General features: G+C 37.8%; 5 protein-coding genes. 2 read left to right on the top strand and 3 right to left on the bottom strand.

Features of this window, described 5'->3' with window-relative positions:
- Window positions 1-3,695, bottom strand: a 3,695-nt coding sequence (locus GQ47_RS23670) for a hypothetical protein (protein WP_035652909.1), incomplete at its 3' end; no start/stop codon positions are given.
- 285 nt (window positions 3,696-3,980) lie between these two features.
- On the opposite strand from GQ47_RS23670, the gene GQ47_RS21355 reads away from it, so the two are divergent.
- Together GQ47_RS21355 and GQ47_RS23015 are read left to right on the top strand one after the other, a co-directional pair.
- Complete coding sequence (locus GQ47_RS21355; protein ID WP_035652906.1) at window positions 3,981-4,451, top strand: regulatory protein RecX; 471 nt, start codon at window positions 3,981-3,983, stop codon at window positions 4,449-4,451.
- Between the two features lie 484 nt (window positions 4,452-4,935).
- Complete coding sequence (locus tag GQ47_RS23015) at window positions 4,936-11,097, top strand: T9SS sorting signal type C domain-containing protein (RefSeq protein WP_051951706.1); 6,162 nt, start codon at window positions 4,936-4,938, stop codon at window positions 11,095-11,097.
- A 69-nt stretch (window positions 11,098-11,166) separates the two neighbouring features.
- Here the strand turns inward: GQ47_RS23015 and GQ47_RS21340 are convergent, their stop codons facing one another.
- On the bottom strand, window positions 11,167-12,336 hold the full coding sequence (locus GQ47_RS21340) for a beta-ketoacyl synthase N-terminal-like domain-containing protein (RefSeq protein ID WP_035652904.1): 1,170 nt from the start codon (window positions 12,334-12,336) through the stop codon (window positions 11,167-11,169).
- A gap of 147 nt (window positions 12,337-12,483) precedes the next feature.
- Window positions 12,484-13,755, bottom strand: coding sequence for an adenosylmethionine--8-amino-7-oxononanoate transaminase (gene bioA / locus GQ47_RS21335; protein ID WP_035652901.1), 1,272 nt, complete (start codon window positions 13,753-13,755; stop codon window positions 12,484-12,486).
- Window positions 13,756-13,836 lie beyond the last annotated feature (81 nt).

The following is a 13,836-nucleotide window of genomic DNA, read 5'->3' as shown; positions in this document are numbered from 1 at the left end:
GTACCTGCGCAAACTGTCGCTGCGGATGCTCCTGAACTCTTCGCAATTGCTGGACCTACCGGAACTGCAACAACTGTCCAGCTTAATGTATTTCCTGATGCTGTTGTACAGCCGGCTCCTGTTGAGGTTCTTCTTGATTCTATGGTATTGGTTCCAACAACTGCTGTAAAACTTGGAACCGTTGTACTCCAAGAACCAAAACCTGAACCAGTATCATAACGATACTCATCCTGTGATGTTCCAGTACCTCCTGTTCCTGCTGTAGTTACAGTCATTGTTAATGTCGTACCTGCACACACTGTCGCTGCGGATGCTCCTGAACTCTTCGCAATTACTGGACCTACCGGAACTGCTACAACTGTCCAGCTTAATGTATTTCCAGATGCTGTTGTACAGCCTGTTCCTGTTGAGGTTCTTCTTGATTCTATGGTATTGGTTCCGACTACTGCTGTAAAACTTGGAACTGTTGTACTCCATGCTGTAAGGCCGGATCCGTCGTTATAACGATATTCATCCTGTGAAGTGCCCGTACCTCCAGTTCCTGCTGTAGTGGTAGTCATAGTAAGTGTTGTACCAGCGCATACTGTTACTGTTGCACCTGGACTCTTGGCAATTACCGGACCTACCGGAATGGCTACAACTGTCCAGCTTAATGTATTTCCTGATGCTGTTGTACAGCCTGTTCCTGTCGATGTTCTTCTTGATTCTATGGTATTGGTTCCAACAACTGCTGTGAAACTTGGAACCGTTGTGCTCCAAGAACCAAAACCTGAACCGGTATCATAACGGTACTCATCCTGTGAAGTTCCTGTTCCTCCAGTTCCTGCAGTAGTAACTGTCATTGTTAATGTTGCACCTGCACAAACTGTTGCTGCAGATGCACCTGAGCTCTTGGCAATTACTGGACCTACTGGAGCAGTAACAACTGTCCAGCTTAAAGTATTTCCTGATGCTGTCGTACACCCTGTTCCTGTTGATGTTCTTCTTGATTCTATGGTATTGGTTCCAACAACTGCTGTGAAACTTGGAACTGTGGTGCTCCATGCTGTAAACCCTGAACCGGTATCATAACGATACTGATCCTGTGATGTTCCCGTACCTCCTGTTCCTGCTGTTGTAACTGTCATACTAAGGGTTGTACCAGCACATACTGTTGCTGCTGTCGCACCTGAACTCTTGGCAATTACCGGACCTACTGGAACAGCAACAACAGTAACTCCGTAATTCGTAGAAACTGGCCCATTACCACATCCACTTGTACCTTGAACAGTAATATTTCCAGAAGAAGCTGATGCAGAAAAATCAACAGTAATATTATTTGTATTTGCTCCAGAGACAATAGTTGCGCCCGATGGCAAAGTCCAATTATATCCTGTGGCATTAGCAATTGTGGGAACTGAATAAGAAACTCCAGAAGCGCCTTGACAAACAGCAGAAGTTCCTGTAATTGTTCCTGTAGCCGTTACTGCTCCGACAGTTACCGTAATGTTTAAAATAGTTGATGTACTTCCACAAGAATTTGTAGCTGTAATCGTATAGTTTGCAGCAGGTGTAGCAACACTAGGTGTACCTGTTATATTACCCGTTGTAGGATTTAATGCTAATCCTGTAGGCAATGCTGGAGAAACACCAAATGTAGGAGCCGGTGAACCTACAGTTCCAAATGAAGGTGTATTTGCTGTAATCACCGCATTTCTGCAATAACTTGCTGTTGAAGTCGTGTAACTTAAACTGGCTGGAGCACGATTTACTACAAAATTACTTCCACTAGTTGCTGTCCCTCCAGCTGTTGTTACAGTAATTGTTCCCGTGGTTGCAGTAGCTGGCAATACCGCGGTAATTTGCGTGTTACTGTTTACTGTAAAAGAAGTCGCTGCAAGACCATTAAAATTTACGGCTGTTGCGCCAATGAAGTTCGTTCCTGTAATTACTACTGAAGGAGTTGCTCCACTACAAACTGGAGAACCAGTAAAGCTAGTAATTGTTGGTGGCAAGATTGTAACTGTAACTGGAGTTCCACTTGTACTACATCCGGTAGTAGTATTAGTTGCTGTTACCGTATAATTTGTTGTTTGAGTTGGATTTACAGTTATACTATTATTTGTTGAAAGAGCTGTTCCTGCATTTGCCGGTAAGCCTGCTGTAGCTGCCGGAGATGCTAACCAACTGTAATTACCAGAAATAGCTTTATTACCAGAAACTGTAACATTATCAATAGCCCAAAACCAGTCAAACTTAGCCACATATCTAAATCTTATATAAAGTGTTGGCTGGTTAATATAACTATTCAAAGAAACGGTAGTTACCGCAAAGGCACTTTGTCCACCTTGAGTTGAGGTATTACTTAATACCTGTGTCCAACTTGTTCCATTGGTAGAAACCTCAACATAACTATTATCCGTACCATCCGTAAACTTCAAGAAAAATTGATAAAATTCTAAAGAAAGTGAAGTATATCCTGTAGTATTCATTGCAGGTGACTGCAAATAGGTAAGCGTATTCCCCGAACTTCCTTGGATAGCACTATTAGTTAAATAAAATTGGCTGTTATCATTAGATTTGAATTGGTATCCAGGATAACCAGCTCCATAGTAGTAGTAATATCCTGCTGGTTGTAACATCCAAGCAGCATTTGCATTCTCGGTCGTACTTCCTCCAGTTGAACTATTTAAGGGGTTCCAACTATTAGTTGGTCCATTAAACCCTTCTTGAAGCAGTATAGTTTTTTCGGTTATACTTGCCGTCAATGTTGAAGCGCCTCCACTAATTACTGAAGTGGGCGAAGCAGATGCTGTAATTGTAGGAAGCGGATTTACAACAAATGCATTTGAACTAGCTGCAGTACCTCCTGGCGTTGTCACAGTAATATATCCAGTTGATGCACTTGCTGGTAGTGTCGCTGTTATTTGAGTACTGCTATTTACTGTAAAAGATGTAGCAGGGGTACCATTAAAATTAACTGCCGTCGCTCCTGTTAAATTTGTACCGGTTATTACTACTGTAGGAGTAGCCCCGCTACAAACTGGTGAGCCCGTAAAACTAGTTATAGTTGGTATTGCATAACTTGTTAAAGTTACGTTATCAATTAAAAATGTTCTTGTACTACCTCCACTCGCTTCAGATTTATATATATCAATATAAAGCGTTGTTTTGTTGTTTGCAAATGCAGGAAAAATACTTGTTGTCTGTGTTAAATTGCCGGTCACTGCATCAAAATCATCAACAACTGTCCAATTAGTACCATCAGTACTAACCCTAACATGAAATTCTCCAATACCTCCGGTATTACTCCTACTACAAAAAGTAAGTTTCAAATTAGAATAAGTTGTTGTGTTAACAGTAAATCTATAATAATCCCCCGTATCCCAACCTGCTCCAGTATACATATATGAACCTCCACAAGGAGTTGTTGTGCTAAACCCTAAACTTGCAGCGGTCAAACCATTTGAACTAAAAGTAGGGGTACCCAACGTATTATTAATGTTTGGAGCAGTTGTATTCTCAAAATTAAATTGAAATAAATCTACAGTCTGTGCTTCAGCAAAATTCACAAATAAAAATGTAAAAAAAGCTGCGTAAAGAACCCTAACAGTTTTCACTTTAAAAGAAAAATCTTTCTTAGTATAAACTGCATTGTAGCTTTTTTCATCAGAACAAAATAAAGAACGAACGAATAAAAGTAGTTTTCGAAGCATAGGCGTGGTATTATATTTGTTTTTGGCGTTAAAAGAAAACTAAATGGTATAGCATTTTTTGGGGCAATACTTTAATTTTGGCTTTTAAACTTTGATTTTTTATGTTAAAACACTGTTTTTCAAACGGCTTTAAACTTGCGATATTATCGTACAAAAATATTATAATTCCGCACACACACAACATTTTAGGTAATTTCTTTTTTAGAAATAATGTAAAAATCGGTTAAAATTTAACATCAAAATAACTATTTTTAGCAATTATAGTTAAAAAGCAAGAAAAAACTCATGAATCCAAGTTACACTCCAAAAGAAGCTTTACAGAAATTAGAACACTTTTGCGCCTATCAGGAGCGTTGCCATGATGAGGTAATTGCGAAATTGCAAAGTTTAAAAATGACTTCTGAAGAAATTGATTTTATAGTAGTAAAATTAATCGAAGATAACTTTCTCAATGAAACACGTTTTGCCTGTAGTTTTGCCCGAGGAAAACACAGAATTAAACATTGGGGAAAAATCAGAATTACAAACGAGCTAAAAGCAAGGCATATTTCTTCGACAAATATCACATTGGCACTTAAAGAAATTTCTGCCGAGGAATACGAAAATACTTTTAATGATCTTGCTGAAAGATGTTGGAATGGTATTCATGAAAATAATATTTTAAAGAAAAGAAAAAAGTTCTGCGACTATCTTCTTCGTCGTGGATATGAAAGCAATTTTGTTTATGAAAAAGTAAAAGTGATGGAGCTAGAATAAGCTCCGTTTTTTTTGAGAACTATAGACCTAAATCATCCTCAAACACCTCTAAAACATCAGAAAATACTTTCCTATACAAATGTCATTTTCTTGCGAATATATAGGCATAACTCGCGTTTTTACATCAAAAATTTTAAATAATTGTAAAATAGACATTGTATTTTGCGATTTTTCTTATATTTAAAAATCTGTATTTATAAGAATTTCCATAAAAACACGATTTTCTTCATGCATTTCAACGAGTAATTTTCACACTTCATCGATTATTCGGCCATTCTAAAACCATCCTTTTTCCTAACTCGTATATGTCTATATCTTTGTCGGGTTAAATCCTATGCCAGCATAACATCCTGATTGAAACCACTTAACATGACTACTTGGCTTCTTTTTGATGTTGATTTTTTAAGTTGTTGATGGCATTCGAACGTTAAACAAAACAAAATAAAAAAAACAGTTTTTAAAAATTAAATGCCACGATTTAATTATGATTAGAAAATTACTTTTAAGTTTTTTATTTTTCCTATTGTCACTTTTTACTTTTGGAAAAAATACATCAACACTCAACATCAATACAATTAGAGCCAATTACTTTTCGGATAAAATTTCCATTATTGCAAGTACTATAACTTCTACGAGTACTGGCGGAAATTGGAGTGATGCTAGTTCATGGGTTGGTGGCGTAGTTCCCACAGCAACAGATGATGTTGTAATAGCTAGTGCCGCGACAATAACCAGTGCCGGAACCATTAACGCTAAGACACTGACAATCAACGGGAATCTTATAGTATCTAACACTGTGACGCTTAACTCAGTAACTCAAGTAACAATTAACGGTTTACTTAGTTTTGCAGACAACAATAGTAATATACACCTGCCATCTGGCACGGCCGTAAAAATTAATTCTCCAGGAAAAGTTGATAAAAGTAAATGTTCAAACAATGTCGCCATTTATATCGGAAGTACCAAAATTGCAGCTTGTACAGGAAATGGTGGCGGTACAGTGTATGATTTTGATGCTTTTAATAGTGGTGGTGGAACAATGAATGCAATTGCAAATTCAAATTCTCCAGTTTGTCAAAATGGTACGATTAATCTAATCGGTTCTTACTCAGGCTCAGCAGGAACGAAAACTTCAGGAGGTTCAGCAGGCGTAAACTACTCTTGGAGCATGAAAGCACCTGATGGAACTACAACTACAAGTAATGCACAAAATTATAATTTGACTGCAAGTCAGACAGGTAATTATACGGCAATCTTAACTTGTACAACATACTATGGAGGCGATTTATATACGAGTACAAGCACAATTACTGTGGCAGTAAATCAAGCTTTTAGCCTTACTTCAGTAACTGCTGTAAAATGTACTTCTTCAACGACTCCCGTTGTTACCTTAAATTCAACCGCATCTGGTTTACCGATTGGAACCTATACTGTAACCTATAACACAACTAATCCATCCTCAACAGCCAAAACAGCAACAATGACTGTTAATACAGCTGGAAGTGGAGCTTTTACAACTACAGATTTAACCACAGTTAACTCTAGCACAATAACAATTACAAATCTAGCAAGTGGCTCAAGTGGTAACTCATGTAGCAATACAATTTCAGGTGGCAATACAGCAACTTTACAAACACCTCCTTCACCACAATCTGGATATTTAGCTTATGTTGCCCCAGCTTGCTTTAATTCTCCAATTACAATCAACTTAACAGGAACTATTGTAGGAGCAGTTGTTAGATGGGAAAAAAGATTAAGTCCATCCACTACATGGACAACTATTGCTAACACAACTAATTCATACACAGAAACGCCTGCAACTGCAGGAACTTGGGAATATAGAGTAATGGTTGGAGATGTTAACTGTGGGACAGTTTATACAGGTGTTCTACAAGTCGAAATACGACCAGAATTAACTGTAACACTTAATTCGACCAACTCTCCAGTTTGTAAAGATGGTGTAAGTAGTACTTTAACTTATAGTGCCACAACCGGATCTCCAAATGGATATGCATTAGTTTTTGACAGTGCCGCTAAGTCGGCTGGCTTTGGAGATCAGGGTGGTTCCTTTACCGCTGGTGCAGGCACAATTACCATAAATGTGCCTTATGGCGTCGCTGTTGGCACCTATAATGCAACTGTTAGAGTATTTATTTATTCCACATCTTGTACGAGCGTAACCTATCCTGTAACTGTCACTGTATCTGCTCAAATATCATCTGTATCAATAGCCCCAACAACAACTCAAAATTTTTGTACAACAGGTAATCTTTTAACTGTTACTGAATCAGGAGGCACTATAACTTCGAGACAATGGGGAAAAAGATCGGTTTCAGGAGGAACAATAACTTCGATTTCCGGAGCAACTTCTACAACATACACCCCAACAACAGCTTCACTAGGAGTCGGGACATGGTATGTAGTCTGCACATCAACAAATGGTGGCTGTACTGTAACTTCTAATGAAGTAATCGTCAATGCTGGTAACATCGTTAGCGCCGCTTCTTCAACGCCAACAACATGTATTGGAGTTAATATGACATCTATTACTCACACAACAATAAATGCGAGCGGTATAAATAGCAGCAGTATTACTGGCTTACCTGCCGGAGTTACTGCAAGTTGGAATAATAATACCATAACAATTAGTGGAACACCTACTGCAACTGGAACTTTCACATATAGCATTCCATTAACTGGCTGTTCAAATGCAGTAAATGCAACAGGAACAATCACTGTAAATTCTGCACCAGCAATTACTACTCAACCTGTAGCTCCAGCAGCAGTTTGTTCCGGCAATGGCACCAGAACCCTGACTGTTACTGCTACAGGAACAAACCTAACTTATGTTTGGAAAAAAGACGGTACAGCAGTTACAAACGGAGGCGTTATAAGCGGAGCAACAACAGCATCTCTTACTTTAACTAATCCTACGACAGCAAACCAAGGAAATTATACTGTAGACATCAGTGGTTCTTGTACACCAACTGTAACTTCAACTGCAGTAACGGTTGCAGTAAACACGGCACCATCAATAACAACACAACCAACAGCTCCGGCTGCGACTTGCTCAGGAACTGGAACGCGAACAATTACTGTTGTAGCTTCTGGAACTAATTTGGCTTATGTATGGAAAAAAGATGGAACTGCACTTACAAACGGAGGTGTTATAAGCGGGGCAACATCTGCCACGCTTACTCTAACTAATCCTACGACAGCAAACCAAGGAAGTTATACTGTAGATATCAGTGGTACTTGTACACCAGCTGTAACTTCAAATCCAGTAGCAGTAACGATAAACACAGCCCCATCAATAACAACTCAGCCAACAGCTCCTGCAGCAACTTGTGCAGGAAGCGGCACACAAACAATTACTGTTGTAGCCTCTGGAACTAATTTGGCATATGTATGGAAAAAAGACGGAACTGCACTTACAAACGGAGGTGTTATAAGCGGGGCAACATCAGCAAGCCTTACTTTAACTAATCCTACGACAGCAAATCAAGGAAATTATACTGTAGATATCAGTGGCACTTGCACACCAGCTGTAACTTCAACCCCAGTAGCAGTAACGATAAACACAGCACCATCAATAACAACACATCCAGCAACTCCTGCAGCAACTTGTTCAGGAAGTGGCACGCAGTCAATGACTGTTGTAGCTACAGGAACAGGATTAACTTATCAATGGAGAAAAGACTTAACTCCAATTACAAACGGAGGTACTATAAGCGGGGCAACATCTGCCACGCTTACTCTAACTAATCCGACAACTTCTGACGCAGGAAGCTATGACGTAGTTGTAACTGGAACTTGTGCCTCAGCAGTAACATCAACTGCCAGAACAGTAACCGTATATACTCCCACAATTACTAATGCAGCACAAGCCAAAACCTGTGCAAACAGACATGTGACATATTCTACTCAAGGAGGAAAATCGAATTACATTTGGTCTGTTTCAGGTGTGCTTAATACTGATTATAAAATTATTGACAGAGGTACCGCTACTGACAATTATATTGTGATTGAATGGTTAACTATAGGATCAAAAACAGTAAGTGTTAATTATACTAATCCTTCTGGCTGCAGCACTTCTGCTCCAGGTACATACACAACAGAAATTGTAATTTTAGACAAAGGTCAAGTTAATGGAGGAAAACATATTTGTCCTGGTGATACAATGCCAACATTAACATTTAATACTTATGCTAATTCTAGTATTCGCTATCCAGACACATCCGTAATTGTAAAATGGCAATATAGTGATGGAAACAACACTAACTATCAAGACATCCCAGGTACTGCCGGATTAACTTCTTATACGCCATCAGCAATTTCAGGTACAACCAGACAATACCGAGTTATGGTTGATAATGGAACATGCACCGACACATCTATATACAGTGCAATAGATATCGACGTAACAACTGCAATTACAGGTCAGTCAACAGCTGGTCAGTCAGTATGTAGCGGGACAGCATTTACTCCAATATCTGTTACTGCAGTAGGAACTCCAAGAGGAGGACAGTCTTCTGTTGAATATCAATGGTATATAAACACAACAAATAGTACTACAGGTGGAACATCGCTAGTCGCGGCAAACGGTGCACGAACAAATACTTATACTCCACAAGCCGGAACTGCCGGAATATCCTATTACTACTACTGTATTGTTACAGGAAATTGTAGTACTGCAACAAGCGCTATCTCAGGAGCTTTTATTACAAATGCAAATCCGACAGCCCCAACTGCAAGCGTGACTACGCAACCAACTTGCTCTGGAGTGAAAGGTACTATTACAATCACTGGAGTAAGCGGATTGACTTACAGCATTAACGGAACAGACTATTACAATCAGACTGTATTTGGATCTCTTGATCCTGGAACTTATATTGTAACTGCTAAAAACGCTTCAGGCTGTATTTCACAACCGGGCACTTCTTTGCAAGTCAACATACCTGTATTTAAAACATGGACAGGAGCCACAAGTACTGTATGGAATTTAGCAGGCAACTGGAGTCCTTCGGGAATTCCAACTGCAACTGACTGTGTTATCATACCAACAGGCGTAGCAAATAGCCCAGTTATTTCAGATGTAAACCTACCATCATATGCTTATACACTTACTGTAAATGACAAAGCCTCTTTAACTGTTGAATCTGCAACTACTCTAAGAGTTTACGGTGCTGTGAAAGTTCTTTCATCTGCTACGACATCAGGAACACTTTTATTTAAAAACAGTTCAAGTTTAATTCAAACTGATACCGATCCAAATATTAATAGTGGAAATATCACATATCTAAGAACAACCCTTCCTATTCGTCAAGCCGATTATGTATATTGGTCGACACCAGTAAAAGGCCAAACTCTTGGTGGCATTTCACCAGCGACTTATATTGATAAATATTTAACATACAACAGTTCACAATGGGTAGCTGTGCCAAGAGCAACTGTAATGACCGTTGGTAAAGGTTATATTATTCGCGGTCCTGAATACTTCTCTAATACAGCTAGACAAGCTTACCCTGCAACATTTATTGGAACACCTAATAACGGAACACTATCTGGCGAAACAGTAGCAGCTAGTAAGTATTATTTAGTTGGAAATCCATATCCATCAGCTTTAGATGCTAATAAATTTATACTTGATGTTAACAATAAAGATATATTAAAAGGAACCTTATATTTTTGGACGCATAACACTCCAGTAGTTTTAGGTGGTGCATATCAATATAATACAGATGATTATGCCAGCTACAATGTTAGTGGAGGTGTAAGAACGGCGGCACTAAGCGGAAATGCTTCAAATAACAATGAAAAACCTAGCGGTCAAATTGCAGCAGGTCAATCGTTTTTTGTTGGCACAAAAGCTGCAGGTACTATTACTTTCAACAATACAATGCGATCAGGAGCAGACAACAACGGTCAATTTTTCAAACCTGGAAAAACTTCTAAATCAGAGAGTTTTGAAAGACATCGCGTATGGCTGAATATGACTAATGCTGGTGGAGCCTTCAAGCAATTATTAGTTGGATACATCGACGGTGCAACTAACGATGTAGAACCTGGTTTTGATGGCGCAACTTTTGACGGAAATAAATATTTGGACTTTTACAGTATTAGTCAAAGTAGTAAACTAGTAATTCAAGGAAGAGCTTTACCTTTTTCAGACACAGATACAGTTCCTTTAGGATATAAAACAACAATTGCAGGAGATTTCACGATTGCTATTGATGAGGCCGATGGAGAATTAGCTACTCAGAAAATCTATTTGGAAGACAAAACAACAAATACAATTCATGACTTAACGCAGAGTAATTATACTTTTACAACAGCTATAGGAACTTTTACAGATCGTTTCGTTCTGCGCTACACTAATAAATCATTAGGAACTGGTGATTTTGAAAACATCGAAAACGGCGTTTTAATTTCTGTAAAAGATAAAACTGTAAAAGTGCTATCATCTAAAGAAAACTTAAAAGAAATTTCAATTTATGACATTTCAGGCAGAATACTTTACAACAAAACAAAAGTAAATTCTACCGATTTACAAATTTCAAACCTACAGTCAAGTAATCAGGTTTTAATTGTAAAAGTAACTTTAGATAATGATTTCACTATTTCTAAAAAGGTTATTTTTCAATAGATAAATAATACGTTTCAAAAAAAAATCCAGTCTGTTTTAGACTGGATTTTTTTTTGAAGTATATTTTAATTATCGTTTTTCAATCAAAACACTAACAGCATTTCCGCCAAAACCTACAGCGTTGATTAAAACCTTTTTTATTGGTTTGTTTTGTTTTTGTTTTTCTCCAAACGGAACTCCAATAAAAGTATCATGTTGCATCATCAACAGCGCCAATTCTAAGCTCAAAATCCCTGAAGCTCCAAACGTATGTCCGATTTTCCACTTATTTGTTGTTAGTAATGGTAAATTGGTTCCAAAAACTTTTTCGATAGCACGCAACTCTGTCAAATCTCCTTTTATCGTTCCTGGTGCATGCATTACGATTGCGTCAACACTTTCTAAATTTTCATTTTCTAAAGCCATTTTCATCGATTTTTGAAAACAGGTTGCTTCTGCAGAAATCGAAATGTTATGTTCCAAAACTTCCGTCGCATAACCAACACCTGTTACAAATGCAATTGCATTATCTTTTTCGCCAGCTTCTAAACAGCAAACTGCCGCACCTTCTCCCAAAATCATTGTATTTTGCGTTTTTTCAAAATCAAAAGCCAGATTTGGCCAGGCTTCCTGCTCCTGATCAACACGCGAATAGATTTTCAAAGCTCTCATTTGAGCAATGGTAAAATCTGTTAAAGGCGCTTCACTTCCACCCACTAAAAATTTATCTGACATTCCAGATTTTAACCACGCAACTCCATTTAACAAAGCATGAAGTGCCGTCGAACAAGTTATAGAATGTGAAATCTCGGGACCAGAACTTTGCAAATCATGAGCAATCCAAGAAGAGATATTACCTAAAGTTGTGGTTGGAGATGCTAAAGTCTGTGCTCTTCCTGTGTCGATATATTCCTTATAATGTTTTTCGAATAAATCAGTTGCTCCTCTCGAAGAACCAATATTAATTCCGAAAACATCTTCTGAACTCCAATTTGCTTGTTTCACAGCTTGTCGAGAAGCCGCTAAAGCGAATAAAACAGAGTCATCCAAAAAATTATATTTAGGATCTGATTCCCTGATTTCAGAAATAATTTGTTTTGATTTCGCACTAAGTGCTGCCGTTGAAGTTTCTTGCTGATCCAAAAATTGTTTTGAAAAGCAATGATTTTCGTTCAGATAATTTGCCCAAACTTCTTCAGCATTATTTCCTAATGGCGAAATAGATGAAAAAGCGGTTATGGAGATTTTCTTTGTATTCAAAATATTGATTTTATGCCTATTGCATTTTCTAACCACAAAGGTCGCAAAAGAATTATAAAAAATGGCACACAGATAACGCGGATTAAACGGATTTAAAAAGATTAATCAGTGAAAATCCGTTTAATCTGTATTAATCTGTGGGCAAAATTAAACCATTTCAATTGCTTCTTCGATTGTTTTATAAACTTTTTGAAGTTGTTCGTCTGTCATTATATAAGGCGGTAAAATGTAAACAATATTTCCAACCGGCCTTAAAACAACACCATTTTCAATAAAGAAATTATACAATTTAGTACGCATCGAACCATAATAACTTTCCTCAGAATCTGATTTTATCTCGACCGCAAAAATAACTCCGAGTGTTCTCGCAGTAATTACTTTTGGATGATTTTCAATTTTCTTTTGAAATGCCAAATGGCTTTTATTTATTCGGATGATATTATCCTGCATTTCTTGCGTCTGCAACAAATCAATACTTGCTAAAGCCGCCGCACAACCTGTTGGATTTGCAGTGAAAGTATGTCCGTGAAATAAAGCTTTATTAATATCGTCATCATAAAAAGCGTCAAAAACTTCCTGAGTAAAAGTGGTAATCGCCATTGGAATTGTTCCTCCCGTCAATGCTTTCGACAAACAAATCATATCAGGATCAGCATTTACATAATCCATTGCAAAGGTTTTTCCTGTTTTACCAAAGCCTGTCATTACTTCATCTGCAATTGTTAGCACATTATTTTCTTTACAAATTTCAATTAGTTTTTCCAATGCTTCTGGTTCGTACATAACCATTCCGGCTGCGCCTTGTACCAAAGGTTCAAAAATAAATCCGGCGCAATTGTGTTTCTGAATTACCTCTTTTAAAGCATCAAAACTTATCTCTTCCTGTCCTTTTATCGGAACCGGAATTCGGACAACATCAATAAACATTCCCTGAAAAGCTTGTGTATAAAATGAAATTCCGCTTGCCGCCATTGCCGCAAAAGTATCTCCGTGAAAAGCATTTTCAAAAGCAATTATTGTAGTACGCTTTTCATTTTTATTAAAAAAATACTGCAACGCAACTTTAATTGCTACTTCAACTGCAGTTGAACCATTATCTGAAAAAAAGATTTTCTGCTGGTTTTTTGGCAAAATTTCCATCAGTTTTTCAGCCACTTTTATTGCAGGTTCGTGAGTGAAACCTCCAAATAAAACGTGTTCCAATGTCGTCAGTTGTTTGTAAATCGCATCAGCAATAAATTTATTGCTGTGCCCAAACGGATTTACCCACCAAGATGCAATCGCATCTATATATTCTTTATTGTTTTCGTCCCAAAGCAACGCGCCTTCGCCTCTTGAAATTGCGATTGGCGTTTGTGAAGTTTTGTGCTGTGTATAAGGATGCCAAAGGTATTGGCTGTCTTTTTCTTGTAAAGTCATTTTTTAAGAAGATAGAAAATAGAGTATAGAAAAAAGACTAAACTCTATAGTTTTTACAAAGATAAGAAAGTCTATTTTCTT

The sequence above is a fragment of the Flavobacterium sp. ASV13 genome, assembly GCF_000745775.1.
Taxonomy (GTDB): domain Bacteria; phylum Bacteroidota; class Bacteroidia; order Flavobacteriales; family Flavobacteriaceae; genus Flavobacterium.
The sequence above is the reverse complement of the archived record's forward strand: the minus strand, read 5'-3'. Positions and strand labels throughout refer to the sequence as shown.

Excerpts from the sequence above, each read along its gene's own strand:
- GQ47_RS21355 (WP_035652906.1), top strand. The coding sequence starts at position 3,981 with ATGAATCCAAGTTACACTCCAAAAGAAGCTTTACAGAAATTAGAACAC.
- GQ47_RS23015 (WP_051951706.1), top strand. The coding sequence starts at position 4,936 with ATGATTAGAAAATTACTTTTAAGTTTTTTATTTTTCCTATTGTCACTT.
- bioA (WP_035652901.1), bottom strand. The coding sequence starts at position 13,755 with ATGACTTTACAAGAAAAAGACAGCCAATACCTTTGGCATCCTTATACA.